Origin of the sequence: Sphingomonas sp. 3P27F8 (assembly GCF_005502745.1) — a bacterium.
In the GTDB taxonomy this organism is placed as follows: Bacteria; Pseudomonadota; Alphaproteobacteria; order Sphingomonadales; family Sphingomonadaceae; genus Sphingomonas.
The window spans coordinates 62055-79404 of record NZ_SCNL01000012.1 but is presented as its reverse complement, the minus strand read 5'-3'; the positions used below and the strand labels follow the sequence as shown (position 1 = coordinate 79404).

Here is a 17350-nt window from a genome sequence, read left to right as displayed (position 1 = left end):
TTGAGGTTTTTAGATGTTGGATCGGTGTGTTCGATGTGGCGCGATCAGAGCGGGCGGGCGAGGTTGCGCGCCCGATCGAAGAGGGTTTGGGACTTTCTCGGGGGAGGGTGGGCGTTGCCGACATTTTCGGTGATCGAGAAAGTGCCAGGATCCTCGGCCAAGATGCGGCCCGCCAGCTGCCGTAGCTGCAGCGCCAAGTCCCCGTCGTCGACAAGTGCCGCGAGCAAGAGAGAAATCCGGCCGTTTGCGTCGACGCCGGGCAAACAACTGTGTGCGCGCAACGTCGCGACGCTGGCCGCATCCTGATTGAACGCCGACCGCACGATTGCGCGGCGGATAGCCGGATCGGGATAATCGCCGGGATCAAATTCGCGCGTTGCGGTCGGACGGCGCCTTTCGGCACCCTTGATGGGCAGGCCCAGCACGCCGATCGCGTGCACCGTCGCGATCAGGATCGTCTGCGCCATCAGCAGGCGCAATGGATCGCGATTGTCCCCGCGGGCATAGTCAGCCATTGCGCGATGAAACAGGACACACGCTTGGTCATGGACCGCGTCCAGCCATGTGCGGCGTCCTGCTGGCGCCGTCAGGGCGTCGCGCGAAATTCGCACGGCAGCCGCGAGCTTGTCGCCGGTCTTCTGGCCAATGAGGCGCTGGTAACGGGCTAGCTCTTCGGCCGTAAGACCCTCTATCGAGCGAACCCCGGAGATCGCTTCGTTCACGCGCTGCTCGTGAGCAATCTCAGCAATCGCGTCGGTGGTGGCGATCAGCCCGGCGCAGAGTTGTTCGGCGACTGCCTCGCAGATCGTGCTCGCTATGGATGGGTGCGTTTCGTGTTTCATCGACGAGTTTTAGGGTGAAGGCCCGAAATCGACAGGTAGAATCTTCTCGCCAACCGGGCTCAACGTAGCCCAATCCGGCTGAAACCCGCGGAAATCCTCGATATTTCCGGTAGCGGAAATATGGCTCAGGCAGCTTCGTTGGGCGCCAAAATGCGCTCAAAATGCCCGATCGAGACGACCGCAATTTCAAACGCGCGATAAATTGCGGTGCTGGATCCCGCACATGGTCACGATGTCGGATCGCAATTTGCACGCGCCTAAGAATTGAATCCCTGCCGATCGTCGCGTCACCTTGACGATCCGCAACATTTCGTGTCCCTCCCGCGCATAGGCCGCCTTCGGGCGGACGCGTGGAGCCCGCCACCGATGTGTGCGCTCATCGGCATGGCACGCCGGTGAGAAAGGGTCGCGAGCTCCATTGGGCGGCAACGATGCTGCCTGCGGCCGACCGGGGGGTCGGGACCGGCGGGACGAGCGCCACGCGTTTTGACAGCCAGGAGGATCCGCCTCCGCTTTCCATAATCCCGAAAGCACGCCGCGCACGCGGTGAGGAGGCTGTATGGCTGACGATAATTTTGACGACTTCGACATGGACGGCATCGACCGCGACGCCAGGGGGTTTCAGCAACCACTACGGTCGTCGCAGCGACGGGAGGCTCGCCGACTGACTCCGTTGGTGGACCATGTTCTGGCGATCGAGCCCACGATGAAGACGGCGGCGGTCCGTGAGATTCTCGAGAACAACCATCGGTCCGGGCCGCTCCCCGATGGGGTGACGTTCAAACGCGAGTTCGCGCGCATTTGCCGTGAAACGCGCGATCGTCTTCAAGGTGTTCGCGGTGCCAAGCGGCCCGGGTCGTCGGGCAAATGCGACAAGAAGGTCACGCCGATTCCGGTCAATGCTGCACGGGCAACGACCACCGCAGCGCCCGACGTCGCTGTGGCGCCCCCGCCGGCCGGCGCGACCGCCGCCGGCAAACATCCGCTCGAGATCTACGCCGGAAATTTTGGCGGGTTGGTGTACAAGTACGGGCCCGTCATCCGTGAGTTCTTCACTGCCATCAAGGACCAGCGGGACGACCAGACGTTGCGGGCGCTGGCCCTCAAGGTCGAACGCGACAGCGCTGCTCGCGCCCAACTCGCCAATCTCACGCCGAAGGACCGGTCGATCTTCGAGGCGGCGCTCGCGCTGGCGTGACGCCGCGTCCGCGCGCCGCGGACACCCGAACACCATCAAACCCCATTCAAGAATAGGACAGGTCCTTTGCCAAATTTTTTCTTTGCCGGCTTCAACGTTACCGGCGATCCGGCGGAACTCAAACGCTTCACCGACCGCATGTTCCGGCCAGTCGTCGAAGCGGACAATGCGCTGCCGCGTACCGAGCTCATGTTCGACTTCAACCATATCATCCACATGCCCGCCACCGCTGCCGCTACGAACTTTCGCGACTGGGCCATCGACAATTGGGGCGTCGTTTGGAGCGCGATCGATCTCGATTACCGGTTCGAGGAGCACAATGTCTGGTTCCAGTTTACGACGGCATGGGATTTTCCGACCCCGATTTTCCAGGCGCTGGCGGCCGAGTTCCCGAGCCTCGTAATCGCGGGCTCGGCCTATGAGGAGGGCCACGAGGTCGAAATGATCGGAGAGTTCGGCGGCGCTAACGATTGGGGGCCGGGCAAGATCGAATGGATCCTCGGTGGCCCCGATGACGACGACGATGATGCCGAGGATTAATCGACGCGCGGTCGCGCGAACCGTGCCTGCTTCTGTCGTTGCAATTGTCGCTGCATTTTCGGGCTCGACTGCCGCGAGCTGGTTGATGGTGAGCGTTGGCAACGGCGTCCGTCGCACGACGGCCGGTAAGGGCGTCAGCGCGGCCGCCACCAGGGCTGACAGCCGAACCTATGCCTTTGGCGTCGACACTCCCGTTGGTCGTGTCGATGGCATATTCTCCTGTAGCGCCGGCGGTAGCGCGGACGGCGCTGTCGCCGACACCGCTGCCGGAACTGCCGCTACCCAGAGGGTAGCCTTCATTTTTTACAGGATGTGCTCGGTATACCGAGCGGAGGGCGGATTTGCGTCGCAGGGCTCCTTAAATCCGGTGCGGCCATGGCCGTGAAGGGGACTCGACCGCGGCAATATACCTTGTCGTTGAAGGTCGACGAAGAGCGGAAAAAAGCCTTTGCCGAACGGTGTGCGGCAGCTGGCGTGACACAGAGCGAGATGCTCGAGCGCTGCGTGTTCGGGCGGCTGCCCGATGAAGTGCCTGTTACCGCTATCCTGCGCGATCATCTTGCTCTGGTTCACCATCTGCGCGCGGCGCTCGCCGACGGTGTGCCGATCGACAACGTTGAGTTGCAGGGCTTGGTCGATGTCACCCGCGAGTTGATCGCTGCGGTTCGTCACAGTCTCGCGTGATCATCTCATGGATCTCGTACGATAACCGCAAAAAGCGCCGCGCGGCGATGAAAAGGGCGCGGCAGGCGGGGATCGAGTTGGCCATCCACCGCGTGACCAGCGAAGCGGTCGGCGGGCACATCGTCGCGCTGACGATGTATCTCATTTCCCCGACCAAAGCCCGTCTCGACGAACTAGCGGCGATCGAAGCGGCCAAGAACCATGTCGTTCGCTACATTGGGAGCATCAAGCCGAGCGACGAGGTGACGGCGGCGGATATCGAAGCAGCCCGCGAGATCGCCCAAGGCGAGCGGGTCGTCCAGATCGTCTCGCGTAACCTGCTCTCGACCGATATCGCTGACGTCCAGTTCGAAATGGCGGTCGTCGCCGGCATAGCGCCCGGCAGCGAGGATCCGATCGAGCATATCGTCGTGTCGTGGCCCGAAGGCGAGCACCCGACGCCCGACCAGATCGAGGAGGTGCTCGACATCGTTCTCGCGGTCACGGGGATGTCGCGTCATCAGGCTTATGCTGTGCTGCACGGCGATACTCAAAATGACCACCTGCACATCGCCCTCAATCGCGTCGATCCGGTCACCGGCGAGCGCGTCGCTATCGGTCGCGATATCGAGCGGTCGATCGAAACGCTGCACCAGGCGATCGCGATCATCGAACATCGACAGGGCTGGGTGCCGCAGGACAATGCCTTGTATCGGGCCGACGATACCGGCTGCTATGATCGCGAAACCGGCACCAAAGTGCGCGATGCCGATATGATGCCGTGTGCGTCGAACGCCGACCGGAGCAAGATCCGGCAATGGCGCGCCGAGCAGAAGATCGAGCGCAAGATATCGGCGGCCGCGCGAGATTTCGAGCGGCGCACCGGTATCGAGAGTCTGCAACGACGGGTTATCAAGATGGCGGCGCCGATCTTCCGTGAAGCCCGGGACTGGACTTCCGTGCATCGGGACCTTGCGACGGAAGGCATGCGCTATGAGATGCTCAATTCGGGCGCCGTCATCGTCTGTGGTGATCGCAGAATTGCTGCCAGCACCGCCTGGGGTGGCGCGTCCGCCGCCAAGATGCTGGCGCGGCTGGGCGAGTTCGAAGAAGCGGCGCCTGCTATTGCTTTCGCGCCGTTCGAGGATCGCCTCATTCCGAAGTTACATGAGGCCGCGGAAAAGCGGCGGGCGCTTGCAGCGCTACGACACTCGAAAGCTGTGCTGGACGCCAGCGCCGCACACGCGCGAACGATCGTCGGCGATCGATACCGCGATCTCGTCGCGGACGATCCGCTCGCCGATACTGAGGCGCTCAACGAGGTGCGGCAGCGCGCAAGCGCAGAAGTCACTTCGCTCAAGCAGTCGATCGAGCTGTTGGAGTTGCAGCAGCGCGTAAACCTGCGCCGCAAGCGCGCGGCGCTGAACGCTCGGCGTCGGACAGAAGCGGACGAAGTTGCCGACGAGCCGGTCGGCATGTTGATCAGCACGATCTTGCCGGCCAAGCCGCCAGCGGTTTCGCCGGATCTGGAAGGCTACGACATCGTCGAGTCCGATGGTCGCCGCGATTATTATGCCGGGCGGACGCTGGCGTTCAGCGAGCACCGCGACCGCATCAATATCCATACCAAGGACGATGCGGCGCTCCGCCAGGCCCTACGCCTCGCCCAGTCAAAATGGGGATCGGTTGCCGCGATCGGTGACGATCGTTTTCTCGATCGGGTCGCGCGCCTTGCGGTCGAGGAAGGCATCACGATCACCAACCCGGAACTCCAGGAGCGTATGCTCCGCTTGCAGAATAATCGCGATCTGGCCGGGCAATTAGACGCGATCGAAGCGCATCAGGCATCGCCCGCTATCGATCAGGCGCCATCCGCGGAAATGCCGGCGGTTTCCACGCATGATGTGTTGAAAGACTATGCGCCAGAGTTCGCCGCCTGGTTGGCCCTGCGCGACGACCCGTCTGTTCCTCGCGGGAAGGTGGATGCCAGCGCCTACACAATTTACGTCTCGCCCGAACTCAAGCGGGAACTGGCCGAGCTCGAAAGCCAGCAATTTGCCTTCGCCATCGAATTGCGTCGCGCCGCGCGGCGGTATGTGTCCCTACTTCAGGAAATTGCGGCCCCATTCGAGCCTGCGATCGAAACACGAGAACTCGCCGACCTCGAACGGCTGCCGTTGTGGCCCGGCCAACGACTGAGCGATCCGAAGTTGGCGGAAATGGTGCAGTTCGCGCCGTTGCCGAAGCAGGTTCCGACCCAGGCTGTCGACGATCCCGATCGAGTAACCGCGCGCGATGTCGACCGGCGTTATCGCGAATGGGCCGACCGCCAGCAGGCGAAGTTGGCGAAGCAGGCTCGTGATGATCGAGCCGCGGCGTTACGCGCAAGGGCAGGGGATCCGCTGTCGCCGCCACGACACATCGCGCGACTGCTGTTGCGTGAAGCAGCGCGCGCGGGCGCCGCCCGGTCGCCCTATGCGCGCGATACCGATTGGCGCGACCGCCAGGAAACAGCGGCCCTGCGCTACGACCCGGAATTTGCGCGGATGCTGGAGCAGGCGAGGCATCAGGATGCCGCGTTGCTGGCGATGCTGCGCAGCGCCGAGCCAGATGGCGACCCGCTGGGCAGGGTCATCCAATCGCGAGGCCATCTGGATTTTACGCATGCGAGTTCGGTCGGGCATGATCCGGGCGCTATGGCGCCGCTGGAGTGGATCGAAGACGACCTGCGCCGTATCGACTTTACGCGGGTCAGGCTTACGCGTGATGCTGACGGGTTCATCGGACTTGCCGATCCCGACGTTCTGGACGCGACGCACCATAATCATGTCGCGTTACTATATCCCGATGTCCAAGTGCGCCTCGAGGTCGAATGGCGGCTGCAATGCGAACGCGATGTTGCCGTGCTCGGGAAAATCCATCGCGGTGAGATCGCGATCGAGGTCAGCGTTGACTTGACCAACAGGGCACATGTCAGCGCTGGTATACCGCGCAGGGCGACCGATGACGAACGCCACCACATTGCCGCGATGATGCGCGATCCGGACGCAGTTGTTGCGGTTCGGGAAGCGACACGGGGCGCGCCGCCCGCAGAGACGCCGCTGCATCCGTTGCCGATGGTCGCGGCTTACCTGCGGGCCGCTCGCGAAGATGATGCTGGTGCTACCGTCCTCGCCATGCTCATGAAGCAGGTCGAAACAAAGGCGCCGGAGTTTGCACGCTCGCTCCCGCGTAAGCCACCGGCCGAGCGATCTAGAGCGACCTCTTCGAAGCCTGCCCGTGGTCGTGGACGCGGGACGCCCCGCGGCCAAGGGGCGGGTTCGTCGTCTCGTGACGGCCAGAAACGATGATCCCCCGGGGTACGCGCCAATCGATGTCGTCAATGCGCCCCAATAGCTGTCGTTCGGGGCAGCCAACCGTAACTCCAAAAGCCGTCGTTCGCTCAGGTAAACCGCGAACGGCAGTAAATGGGTCGGAAGCGGTCGTTGCCAGCTAGTCCAAGTTTCAAAGACATTCGCGCGACCTTCTCTGCGGCCATCTTGGCTGAGGAGAACGACGATGGGATATTCAAGGTACGATCCTGCGATGCTGGCGCGACCGGCGTGGAACGCCGGAAAGACGGTCGGCACCAAACGACCGCTGACACAGAAGCAGATTTGGGCCGTTCGCTTCTTTCTTGAGCGTGAAGGACGGCTTCGCGACCGAGCACTGTTTGACCTCGCGATCGACAGCAAGTTGCGGGGCTGCGACTTAGTCAAAATCAGGATCGGCGAACTGGTTTCAGGCGCTGAAATCCGAACTCGCGCGATTGTCATCCAACAGAAGACAGGGCGGCCTGTCCAATTTGAACTTACTGCGGATGTTCGGTCGAGCCTCCTAACCTGGTTTGAGCGCCGCGGCGGCACGGTTGACGACTATGCGTTTCCCAGCCGGGTCGATCACTCTGGCCATTTGAGCACGAGGCAATATGCTCGATTGGTCGACGAGTGGGTAACTGCCATTGGGCTGAGGCGTGCCGAGTACGGCACGCATTCGATGCGCCGCACGAAAGCCTCTATGATCTACAAGGCCACTGGCAATCTCAGGGCAATTCAGATCTTGCTCGGGCACACCAAGATCGAAAATACGGTTAGGTATCTCGGCGTCGATATTGAGGACGCACTGCTCTTAGCTGAGCGAACGGAAATCTGACTGGGGACGGTCCGTCCGTAAGCGGATGGGCCGCCCTCGTCACAGGCGGCATTGCGCCCAATGCGGCAATTAACCCCGACAAATATCTTACCAAGACCAGACAGGGGAAGCGGGACCGATCAGTCTTGACTTAGTTCGCATCTGAACCGACGCCGGCGCCTTGGAGGTAGCGCACGCCGTGGACGAAGCACTTCGAGCGTTGAGCTGGGCGAGCGATCAAGGATTCCCCTACGCGGGCGTGCCGAGCGCGTCGCAATTGCGTGCCTTTTCCTCCGCCGCGGAATCGCGGAGCATCTCTCGCGGCGCCGCCGATCTCGCCCGATCACAACCAGCAGTGACGCAGGCGATTGCCAATCTTGAGGCCTCGTTTGGCGTGCCGTTATTCATTCGGCAGCGCTCGGGCCTGACGCTGACCGATGCCGGGCTCATCGTCCACAATCGGGTGCGCCGATACTTCGCCGAAGTCCGTGGAGCAGTGCTCGAGTGCGGTGCCGATCACGGCTGGACCGGACCACAGGTCGTTGTGATCGTTCATCGCCTGTCGCGACCGCTAACCACCGCGTTGCTCGTTATCGACGAACTCGGATCTATCCCGCGCGCCGCCAAGCTGTTGCACCAACGCGAAGCGACCTTGCGCAAGACAGTGGCGACGCTCGAGGCGGAGCTCGAGGTCAAGCTCTTCGACCGCGACCCGTACGGGATCAGTACAAACGTCCAGGGCAAGATTTTGGCCGCGCGGCTGAGGCTCGCGATGCGCGAACTCGAATCCGCGCGCGAGGAGGTCAATGCCGGGTTCGGCATCGAGAACGGGCGAATCCTCGCCGGGGCGATGATGCTGGCGGGCAATCAATTGCTGACCACCGTGCTCCAGCGCTTCACACAGACGCACCCTCAGGCCAGCGTTTCGGTGATGAACGCAAGTTACGACGTGCTGCTCGATCGCCTGAAGCGTGGCGCGATCGACTTCGTGGTGGGGCTGCAAAACCGCCCGTCGCCCACGGACAATGTCGTCGAACAGGTGATCACGTCAGATCCGTTCCTGCTCGCGGTGCGCCGGGGACATCCGCTCACCGCGCGGCCCGTCGTGCGCAAGGCCGACCTGGCGCAATATGACTGGGTCCTGTCCTCGCCCGGCGCGGTCCGCCGCGAGGCGTTCGACCAGCTCTTTGCCAATATGCCCAAGCCGATCGGCCGGGTCGAAACGCATTCGATCGTCACGATCCTGACGCTGCTGGCGAACAGCGACGCGATCGCGATCCTAACTCGATCAGAACTGCTGCTCGATCAGCAGCTCGGCGGGCGGTTGGAGGGTCTCGACTTCGGGCCGCTGCAAGTCGATTCGAGCATCGCCATCACCACCCGGCGCGGATGGCTCCCCACCAAGTTGCAGACGGCCTTCGCCCGCTGCGTGATGGAATCGTCCGAAATCGAAGGCGCGGCCATGCCCGACAGCGTGAGGGCGCGCATCTAAACCGATGCGAATCCGCGCCCGAACTTATGCTGGCGCGGTGAGTTCGAATTTTGCTTCGCGGGCCCGGCCCGAATAGAGGACGTAGCGTCGTCGCAGGTCGTCCGGTGCAGGATAGCTGACAGGAGGTCTTCTCCCCGACGAGCGCAAAGCGGGCAACACGACCCGCCAACCGAGAGGATGAGCCGACCGTGTCCGTTGCCCCCGAGCACAAGAGTCTTTCCGGCGCCAAATCGCTCGTCACGAGCCACGCCCGATGATCGACATCCGGAAAGCCTTGCTGGCCGTCGTCGCCTTGCCGCTGATCGCGACGGCCACCGCCGCACGGCCCTCGCCCGATCAACCCGTCCCCGAAATCAAGTTCGACTCGGTCGATTTCCTGCAGATGCCGTCGGGGATGAACCTGGGCGAAGTTGCCGGCGTCGCGGTCAACAAGGCCGGGCATGTCTTCGTCTTCCATCGCGGCAATACATCGGGACCGGCTTATAGCGCCGCCGCCGCGCAACTGCTGGAATTCGACGCCAGCGGCAAATTCATCCGCGAAATCGGCAAGAACCTCTATGCTTGGTCGTTCGCCCATGCCGTACGGATCGATCCGTTCGGCAATATCTGGACCGCCGACAAGGGCTCCGACACGGTCGTCAAGTTCGATCCCAGCGGCAAGGTCAAGATGGTGATCGGGCGCAAGATCGAAGCGACCTCGGTCCAGTCCAAGACGTACGAACGCGCCGACCCGCCGCTGCCCCCGATCGACGGATATTTCCGCCAGGTCACCGACATGGCGTGGGACAGTAAGGGCAACACCTATATCTCCGACGGCTATGTCAATTCGCGCGTCGCCAAGGTGGCGCCGGACGGGCGCTGGCTCAAATCATGGGGCTCGTTCGGGTCGCAGCCGGGCCAGTTCAATCAGCCGCACTCGATCGCGGTCGATGCGCAGGACCGTGTTTACGTCGCCGACCGCGGCAATCGCCGGATTCAGGTGTTCGACACCGAGGGCAAGCTGCTCAACATCATCACGATCCGCGTGCCCTTCCCCGACGACGCGCCGGTCGCGATCGGCAATCGCCCCACCGATGCCAGTCCGGGCTATATGCTGCCCGGCGCGCCGTGGGCGATCTGCATCACGCCCAAAAGCGCGGGTCCCCAGACATTGTTTGTCGCCGACGCCTGGCCGGGGCGGATCTATAAACTGAGCCTCGACGGCAAGGTGCTGGGCTGGCTCGGCGGCGCGGGCAAGCAATTGAAGCAGTTTGGCTGGGCGCACGAACTCGCCTGCCCGACCGAAAATCAACTGTTCGTCGCCGAGGTGCTGAACTGGCGCGTGCAAAAACTGACCCTGCGTACCCGGTGATTTGAGCCGCCCAAGGGCAGGGGAAGGATTGTAATTGGTACAGGGGATCGACGCGGTGGCTGAGCCCAAAGGTTCGAGCATGGGATTGGTGGTCGGCGCGTCGGCCGCCGCCAGCGCCTTCGAATGGTATGATTTCTACATCTTCGGAACGCTGGCGCCGGTCATTTCGGCGCAGTTCTTCGCAGGCCTTCCGCCCACCGCGGGATATATTGCGGCGCTGGCGTTGTTCGGCACGGGGTTCGCGTTCCGGCCGCTGGGCGCGCTCATCTTTGGCCGGCTGGGCGATCAGGTCGGGCGCAAGAGCGCGTTCCTGATCACGGTGTTGATGATGGGTGCGGCGACCTTCGCGATAGGCCTGCTGCCGACCTATAAGCAGTTGGGCGTGACCGCATCGGTGCTGGTCGTTCTGGCGCGCATCGTTCAGGGAACCGCGCTGGGTGGAGTGTATGGCGGCGCGGCGATCTCGGTCGCCGAGCATGCGCCGGCCAAATCGCGCGGCTATCTGGGCGCGTTCGTGCAGACATCGGCGCCGATCGGTTTGCTGGTGGCGCTGTTGATGGTACTGTTTCTGCGCACGTTGCTGGGCAGCGCCGCGTTCGAGGAATGGGGCTGGCGACTGTGCTTCCTGGCGTCGGCCGGGTTGCTGGCGATCTCGGTCTTCATGCGCCTGAAGATGACCGAAAGCCCGTTGTTCGCTAAGCTGGAAGGTGAGGAGAAGGGCCCCGCCAAGTCGGTCTATGCCGAGACGTTCGGCAGCTGGAAAAACCTGAAGCTCGTTTTCCTCGCGTTCTTCAGCATGATGTGCGCGCAAGGCGCCGTCTTCTACACCGCGTTCTTCTACGTGCAGGTTTTCCTCGAAAAATCGCTCAAGCTCGATCCGGCGATCACCGTCGGACTGCTGATGGCGGTCGTTGCGCTCAGCGCGCCGGTCTTCGTGGTTGCCGGCTGCCTGTCCGATCGCATCGGGCGCAAGCCGGTGATGCTGGCCGGAATGCTGATCTCGCTCGTCGCCTATTTCCCGGCGTTCCACGCGATGCAAAGCGTCGCCAACCCCGCGCTGGCCGCCGCTGCGAAGGCCAGCCCGGTCGTGGTGTCTGCGGATCCGCTGGATTGCGCAACGCAGTTCGATCCGATCGGCAAGGGCCAGTTCCGCTCGTCGTGCAACATCGCCACCGGATTCTTGGCCAATGCCGGCGTCCCCTATACGCGCCGCGACGCGCCGGCGGGTGCGGTCGCGCATGTGGCGATCGGATCGACTATTGTACCATCGGTTGACGCGATCGGGCTGTCCGCGCCCGATGCGAAAGCCGTCGCAGCGGCGTTCGGGGCTCGTGCCAAAGTCGCGCTGGCGAGTGCGGGCTATCCCGACAGAGCCGACTCGGCGGCGGTCGATCGCCTCGCTCTGTTCGGCCTGATGCTGATCTTCGGTGTCAGCGCGGCGCTGCTCTACGGCCCGCTATCGACCGCAGCGATCGAGCTGTTTCCCACGCGCATCCGCTACACTGCGCTGTCGGTGCCGTATCACGTCGGCGTCGGCTGGGTCGGCGGCTTCCTGCCGTTCACCGTGTTCGCGATCGTGGCCAGCACCGGGGATATGTTCGCGGGACTTTGGTACCCGTTCGTGTTCACCGCGATCAGCTTTGTAGCGACATTGCTGTTTCTGCCCGAAACGCGCGGGCGTTCGCTCGACTTCTGACGCCGACAAGGATTGAGACATGCGCCTGACCACCGACCAGCGCTATTCCACCGTTGCAGTCCTGCTGCACTGGGCGATCGCTTTGTGCATCCTGTCCAATCTGGCGATCGGCTGGGTGATGGAGGAGTTGCCCAAGGGCGAGCTCAAGCATGTCGTGGTCAGCGTTCACGCCACGATCGGCCTGACCGTGCTGACGTTGACGCTGGTGCGGATCGGCTGGCGGCTCACGCACCGGCCGCCGCCGCTGGACGACACGTTGACGCGATTGGAACGGGGATTGGCGACGGCGGTCCATGGCGGGCTCTATTTCATGATGATCGCGATGCCGCTTGTCGGGTGGGCGATCAGCTCCGCCAGCACGCGCAAGGTCGCGGGCGCATCGTTGTTCCTGCTCACGCCGCTTCCCAAATTATGGTTCGTTTCCGCGTTGCCGCTGCCCGACAAGATCGTCGCGCATGACCGGGCAGTCGATTTGCATTGGCTGGGCGCGTGGATTTTCGTCGTCTTGCTGGTCGCGCATTTCGCAGGGGCGCTGAAGCATCAGTTCGTCGATCGCCATTCGCAATTCGCGCGCATGTGGTTCGCTCGCGACAAGCCCGAGGCCGAGATATGAACAGCAAGCCGAAAATCCTGATCGCGCTCGCGGCTATCGCCTGCGCGACGGCGCTCAGCGGCTCGCTGGCGCAGACCTTACCGGCGGGCGAAGGGTACAAGCCGGTCGCCGGTCCGCGCACGCTGAACCCTGGGGAGTGGCCTGCCGGCTACCCGTTCGCTGACGAAACTGAAGCTGCGGTGGCTGCGCCGGAAGTGCATCACGTCCGCTACGTCGATGCGCATGTGCGGCTGGTCGAAGTCGCCTATTTCCCCGGTGTCAAAGGCAATATGCACGGGCACCCCTATCCGTCGGTGTTCGCAGTCGATGCGCCGGTGCCCAAGAGCACCAACACCCCGATGGATCCCAAGCGCAACATGATCTCGGTGCTGAGCAAGCCGCCCGAGGGCGCAGTCTATCCGATCTGCCGCGCGGCCGGCCCACAATATCCGCACCATGAAAGCAATCTCGACAGCTTTCCGCACCATTTCCTAAGGCTCGAATTCCTGCGCATCGACGGAGCGGGCCTACGGGCAAACTGGAAGGACTGGTATCGCTACACAATCACCGGCCCCGACCGCACGCGGCTGTTGTTCGAGGACGACCATGTGCGGCTGGTGGAAGTGCTGATCCGGCCGGGCGAAACTCAACGCAGTGCCGCGAGCCCCTATCCCGCGGTGTTCGCCTTCGACGCGGCCGACACGCGCGTCCCGCTGGGCAAGGGCAGCAATGTCAGCCCGCCATTGCCCGGGTTCGACACGCTGAAATGCGCGACAACCGGTTCGCGCACGGCCACCGTCACGCGCAACACCGGCAGCGTGCCGATCCATTATTACCGGATCGAGTTCAAACGCGTCGATGGCGACGGGCTGAAGGATCACTGGCGCGAATGGTATCCCTGGATGGCGACGCTGAAGGACGCCTACGACCGCTCGCCTAACACTCCCAATTTCTGACACGAAGGACGCGACGCCATGAAGAAGACAGTAGCTGCCTTGGCCCTCGCCGCGGGCCTGATCGCGATCCCCAGCGCAGCGCCGACCCAGAGCAAGGCGCTCGAGGCTCAGCGCGACGCGGTGTTCATCGGCAAGGGCGATTTCGCGAAGGTGCTGGCGGCACGCGCTGGCGGCAGCGGGATGGGCGCAGTCGGCGCGGTGCGCGCGGGCGACGACCGCGTCAACGTCGATGTCTTGCGCCGCGACACGCCCGACGAGGGGCCGGTGCTCCACAAGAAGGTCACCGAAATCTATTATATTCTGGAAGGCGGCGGCGACTTCGCGACGGGCGGGACGCTGGTCAAACCGCAGCCGATGATGAAGGACGGCAAGCCGAGCAACCCGGCGAGCATCGGCCCGAGCCTGAAGGGCGTCAGCGTTGCTGGCGGCACCACTCGTCGCGTCGAGGCCGGGGACGTCGTGATGATCCCACCCAACGTGGTGCATGGCTTCGTCAAGCTCGACGGGCACGTCACCTACATGGTCGTCCGCGTGAACCCCGGGTATGAAAAAGGGAAATAAGACCCGGCGGCGAAAGGCCGTGGCTAGGGCTAACCCAGTTCGGCCCGCATCTTCTCGGTATCCAGCGCCTTGTCCCACCTGGCGATGCCCATCGCCGCGATCGTGTTGGTGATGACGAAGGTCGGGGTGAAGCCTTGCGACATCAGGCGGTGGATGCCGAGCATCATCGCCACGCTGCTGAGCGGGATCGAGTGATCCATCTCGATCGTCGCAGCGAGCACGACGAAGGCTGCGCCCGGAATACCCGCAGCGCCCTTCGACGTGACGGTCATCAGCAATAGCAGCCCGAGCTGGTGCACGAAGGTGAGGTGGGTGTTGGTCGCCTGTGCCAGGAAGATCGTCGTCATGCCGAGATAGAGGCAGGCCCCCGTTAGGTTGAACGAATAGCCCGCCGGCACGACGAAGCCGACCAGCCCCTTTTCGCAGCCGAGCGCGTTCAGTTTGGTCATGATGCGCGGCAGGACCGTTTCGGACGAGGTGGTCGCAATGCTGATCAGCAATTCGTCGCGAAAGTAGCGGACAAACTTGAGCAGATTGAATCCGCACCACCACGCGATCGGGGCGGCAGCCAGCAAAATGAAGATAATGCAGACGAGGTAAAACTCGCCGATCAGCGTTCCCAGCGAGGCGAGCGAGCCGACCCCGAACTTGCCGACGGTAAAGGCGATCGCCCCGAATGCGCCAATCGGTGCGACCCACATGATCATCGCGACGATGCGAAAGATCATCTGCAGCCCGGTATCGAGCACGTCGAGCAATGGCTGCGCGCGCTTGCCGAGCCAGATCAGCGCGAACCCCGACAGCACGGCGAGGAACAGCACCTGAAGCACGTTGCCCTCGACAAACGCGCCGACGAACGTCTTGGGGATGATGTTGAGCAGGAAGCCGGCGGGCGTCACCTGCTCGGCCTTTTGCAGATAGTCGCCCAGCTCCGCGCCGCTCTTCAGCGCCGCGGGATTGATGTTCATCCCCACGCCGGGCTGAAGCAGATTGGCCGACACCAACGCCACGGTGATCGCCAACAGCGTCATCAGGTAGAAGATGACCAGTGCCTTGCCCGCGATCCGCCCGACCCGCGCCATGTCCGCCATGTTGGCGATGCCGCTGACGATCGTGCAGAAGATCAGCGGCGCGATCACCATAGAGATGAGCTTGATGAACGCCTGACCCAGCGGCTGCATCGCGACCGCGGTCTGAGGCGCGGCAATGCCGAGCACGACGCCGATGATCATCGCGGCAAGCACCCACAGCCACAGCTGCTTCCAGATCGGGCGTGCAGGGCGCGGATGCGCGTCGAACGGTTCGGTCGCCTGCGGCAGATCAGTCATCGTTCGTCCCCACCTGAAATCTGTTTTATGGCCGCGGCCCGGTGCCAGTCGGGCGCGTTTTTCGACGGCCGGTCAAGCCTGTGGATCGACGAACAGCTCGTCGATCGACATCCGCCGCGGGGTCAGTTGCTGCTTGAATGCGGTTTCCTCCAGGGCGCGGATCGTCGGCAGATTCGCCACCAAACCGTACGGCAGCGGATCGGGGCCGATAATCGACCGGACCGCGCTGTAGCGCTTGTCGGTCGCCACGCTGAGGTCACTGGTATCGAGCGCCGCCAGCCAGTCGTCCTTGGCCTGCGAGAACGCCTCGAACAACGATCGCGCGACCCACGGGTGTTCCTTGAGCACCGAATCCTTGACGACGATTGTTCCGTGCATCGGCCAGATGCCGGTGCGCTTGAACCAGTCAGCCTCGAGTTCCTGAAAGTCTGGGAACAGTTCTGGATAACTGGCCTCTTCGACCTTCCACTCGCCGCCGGTGGGCGCGCCCGAACGACCGACGCCGGCATTGGCGGCAAACCCCGCGGCAAGTTCGCCCGCCGCCATCATGTCCGCCAGCGAGCGGCCGGCCGGGGCGTGGATCACATTCGCGGGAAGCGGCATCTGCGTGACATGCTCCTCGTCATCCACAACCCAGGTGATATTCGAGGCATCGACGCCATAGTCATCGATCAGGATTTGCCGGGTCCATACGCCCGTCGTCACCGAGTAGGCGCGGACGCCGACCTTCTTGCCTTCCAGATCCTTCGGCGTGCGGATTCCCGCATCGGGTCGCACCAGCAGCCCGCGATGATGGAAATTACGCATCACGAAAATCGGCAGCGCGGTGATCGGAATGCCATAAGCGCGGGCGATGATGTAGGTGGTCGGCGCGAGTTCGCAGACGTCGAACTCCAGATTGCGCACCATCCGCCGGAACGCGCCGATCTGCGGCTTGACCGTGACAATCTCGGCGTCGACCCCCTCGATCGGGATCGATCCGTCTCGCACCGCCGCGGTGTGCGGATAATCGGCGACGGCAATGGTCAGCTTTACGCCCGTATCGGCCATGGTATTTCCTTCGAAGCTCGCGTTCGTTCAGGCCAGCAGGTCGTCGGGCACACCCTCGAACAGTTCGTCGACGCTCAGGCGCCGCGGAATGATCTTCTGTTCGAGCGCCAGATCGATCGCCGCTTGGATGCCCTTGCGGTTCGCTTCGAGGCCGACTGGCGGCAGTTTCGCAAGCACGCTGTCGGGCGCGGCGGCGCGCGAGTCGCTCAGCATGCGGAAAATCTCGCGCACGACATCCGGATTGGCGGCGACGTCCTTGTGGACGACGAACATGTGATTGATCGGAATATAGCCTTCGCGCTTCGCCCAGCGCGCGCCTTCCTCCATCGCGTCGGGGATCAGCGTCGCGATCCGCGGATCCTCCTTGGGCATTTCATTGCCCATCAGCGCCGCGGCGATCTCGCCGTCGAACAGCATTTGCGCCAGGTTCGCACCGTCGGGTAGCCGCGTGCAGTTCGCGGGATCGTGATATTCGGGCAAATGCCCGTCGGCGACCGTCAGCCATTCGACCGTGTCCAGATCGACGCCGTAATCGTGCTGCAGAATGCCGCGCACCCACAGCCCGGTGGTCTGGGCATAGGTCCGCACGCCGACCTTTTTGCCCTCGATATCCTTGGGACCGATGACGCCGCGATCGCGGTTATACGCGATGCAGTGATGCTGCGTGCGGCCGGACACCGCGAACGGCAGCATCACATAGGGCTTGTCGTAGATTTTGGCCTGCAGGAAGGTGACGATCGCCAGTTCGCCCACCTGATATTTGTCGCGGCGGATCATGTCCTTGAAGCCGCTCGACGCGGCCTTGGGCCCCTGAAAATCGAGTGCGACCAAGTCCGACGATACACGCCCTTCCTTGAGCGCCAGCGTGCTGGGATAATCGGCCAGGTTGGTGGCGAGCGTGAGCGTCATCG

15 protein-coding genes are annotated in these 17350 nt (G+C 63.3%); 11 read left to right on the top strand and 4 right to left on the bottom strand.

The features are described 5' to 3' along the window. Positions 1–44: 44 nt before the first annotated feature. A complete protein-coding gene (locus FFS35_RS14260; RefSeq protein WP_137787767.1) occupies positions 45–467 on the bottom strand; it encodes a hypothetical protein in 423 nt (140 codons plus the stop codon). 934 nt (positions 468–1401) lie between these two features. Here FFS35_RS14260 and FFS35_RS14255 point away from each other — a divergent pair. From FFS35_RS14255 to FFS35_RS14205, 11 genes are all read left to right on the top strand, one after another. Beyond that, positions 1402–2040 (top strand): hypothetical protein, encoded by a 639-nt coding sequence (locus FFS35_RS14255; protein WP_137787766.1) that lies wholly within the window; start codon positions 1402–1404, stop codon positions 2038–2040. A 66-nt stretch (positions 2041–2106) separates the two neighbouring features. Beyond that, positions 2107–2580: a hypothetical protein gene (locus FFS35_RS14250; RefSeq protein ID WP_137787765.1), complete on the top strand. Its 474-nt coding sequence runs from the start codon at positions 2107–2109 to the stop codon at positions 2578–2580. A gap of 381 nt (positions 2581–2961) precedes the next feature. After that, entirely contained in the window at positions 2962–3264 is a 303-nt protein-coding gene (locus FFS35_RS14245; protein ID WP_137787764.1) for a hypothetical protein, read from the top strand. A gap of 47 nt (positions 3265–3311) precedes the next feature. Then, on the top strand, positions 3312–6593 hold the full coding sequence (locus tag FFS35_RS14240) for an LPD7 domain-containing protein (RefSeq protein WP_137787763.1): 3282 nt from the start codon (positions 3312–3314) through the stop codon (positions 6591–6593). Between the two features lie 208 nt (positions 6594–6801). Next, positions 6802–7434, top strand: a complete 633-nt coding sequence (locus FFS35_RS14235; protein ID WP_137787762.1) for a tyrosine-type recombinase/integrase — start codon at positions 6802–6804, stop codon at positions 7432–7434. Positions 7435–7612: 178 nt separating this feature from the next. Then, positions 7613–8905 carry a LysR substrate-binding domain-containing protein gene (locus tag FFS35_RS14230; RefSeq protein WP_171007642.1) on the top strand — a complete coding sequence of 431 codons (1293 nt, stop codon included), beginning with the start codon at positions 7613–7615 and terminating at the stop codon, positions 8903–8905. A gap of 253 nt (positions 8906–9158) precedes the next feature. Continuing rightward, positions 9159–10256, top strand: a complete 1098-nt coding sequence (locus FFS35_RS14225) for a peptidyl-alpha-hydroxyglycine alpha-amidating lyase family protein (protein ID WP_137787760.1) — start codon at positions 9159–9161, stop codon at positions 10254–10256. 55 nt (positions 10257–10311) lie between these two features. Next, positions 10312–11952: an MFS transporter gene (locus FFS35_RS14220; RefSeq protein WP_249341661.1), complete on the top strand. Its 1641-nt coding sequence runs from the start codon at positions 10312–10314 to the stop codon at positions 11950–11952. Positions 11953–11971: 19 nt separating this feature from the next. Further along, positions 11972–12565, top strand: coding sequence for a cytochrome b (locus FFS35_RS14215; protein ID WP_137787759.1), 594 nt, complete (start codon positions 11972–11974; stop codon positions 12563–12565). Continuing rightward, positions 12562–13500: a hypothetical protein gene (locus FFS35_RS14210; RefSeq protein ID WP_137787758.1), complete on the top strand. Its 939-nt coding sequence runs from the start codon at positions 12562–12564 to the stop codon at positions 13498–13500. The genes FFS35_RS14215 and FFS35_RS14210 overlap by 4 nt, the downstream gene beginning before the upstream one ends. 18 nt (positions 13501–13518) lie before the next feature. Further along, complete coding sequence (locus tag FFS35_RS14205; RefSeq protein WP_137787757.1) at positions 13519–14061, top strand: hypothetical protein; 543 nt, start codon at positions 13519–13521, stop codon at positions 14059–14061. Between the two features lie 29 nt (positions 14062–14090). Here FFS35_RS14205 and FFS35_RS14200 read toward each other — a convergent pair whose 3' ends face one another. The 3 genes from FFS35_RS14200 to FFS35_RS14190 form a co-directional block, all read right to left on the bottom strand. Then, positions 14091–15389, bottom strand: a complete 1299-nt coding sequence (locus FFS35_RS14200) for a cation:dicarboxylase symporter family transporter (RefSeq protein WP_137787756.1) — start codon at positions 15387–15389, stop codon at positions 14091–14093. A 72-nt stretch (positions 15390–15461) separates the two neighbouring features. Beyond that, positions 15462–16439, bottom strand: a complete 978-nt coding sequence (locus tag FFS35_RS14195) for an ABC transporter substrate-binding protein (RefSeq protein WP_137787755.1) — start codon at positions 16437–16439, stop codon at positions 15462–15464. A 27-nt stretch (positions 16440–16466) separates the two neighbouring features. After that, complete coding sequence (locus FFS35_RS14190; RefSeq protein ID WP_137787754.1) at positions 16467–17348, bottom strand: phosphate ABC transporter substrate-binding protein; 882 nt, start codon at positions 17346–17348, stop codon at positions 16467–16469. Positions 17349–17350: the final 2 nt, after the last annotated feature.

What these genes read in the sequence shown, in the direction of transcription:
- FFS35_RS14240 (WP_137787763.1), top strand. Translation starts at nt 3,312, where the DNA reads ATGAAAAGGGCGCGGCAGGCGGGGATCGAGTTGGCCATCCACCGCGTG.
- FFS35_RS14215 (WP_137787759.1), top strand. Translation starts at nt 11,972, where the DNA reads ATGCGCCTGACCACCGACCAGCGCTATTCCACCGTTGCAGTCCTGCTG.
- FFS35_RS14260 (WP_137787767.1), bottom strand. Translation starts at nt 467, where the DNA reads ATGGCGCAGACGATCCTGATCGCGACGGTGCACGCGATCGGCGTGCTG.
- FFS35_RS14255 (WP_137787766.1), top strand. Translation starts at nt 1,402, where the DNA reads ATGGCTGACGATAATTTTGACGACTTCGACATGGACGGCATCGACCGC.
- FFS35_RS14205 (WP_137787757.1), top strand. Translation starts at nt 13,519, where the DNA reads ATGAAGAAGACAGTAGCTGCCTTGGCCCTCGCCGCGGGCCTGATCGCG.
- FFS35_RS14235 (WP_137787762.1), top strand. Translation starts at nt 6,802, where the DNA reads ATGGGATATTCAAGGTACGATCCTGCGATGCTGGCGCGACCGGCGTGG.
- FFS35_RS14195 (WP_137787755.1), bottom strand. Translation starts at nt 16,439, where the DNA reads ATGGCCGATACGGGCGTAAAGCTGACCATTGCCGTCGCCGATTATCCG.
- FFS35_RS14190 (WP_137787754.1), bottom strand. Translation starts at nt 17,348, where the DNA reads ATGACGCTCACGCTCGCCACCAACCTGGCCGATTATCCCAGCACGCTG.
- FFS35_RS14210 (WP_137787758.1), top strand. Translation starts at nt 12,562, where the DNA reads ATGAACAGCAAGCCGAAAATCCTGATCGCGCTCGCGGCTATCGCCTGC.
- FFS35_RS14225 (WP_137787760.1), top strand. Translation starts at nt 9,159, where the DNA reads ATGATCGACATCCGGAAAGCCTTGCTGGCCGTCGTCGCCTTGCCGCTG.
- FFS35_RS14200 (WP_137787756.1), bottom strand. Translation starts at nt 15,389, where the DNA reads ATGACTGATCTGCCGCAGGCGACCGAACCGTTCGACGCGCATCCGCGC.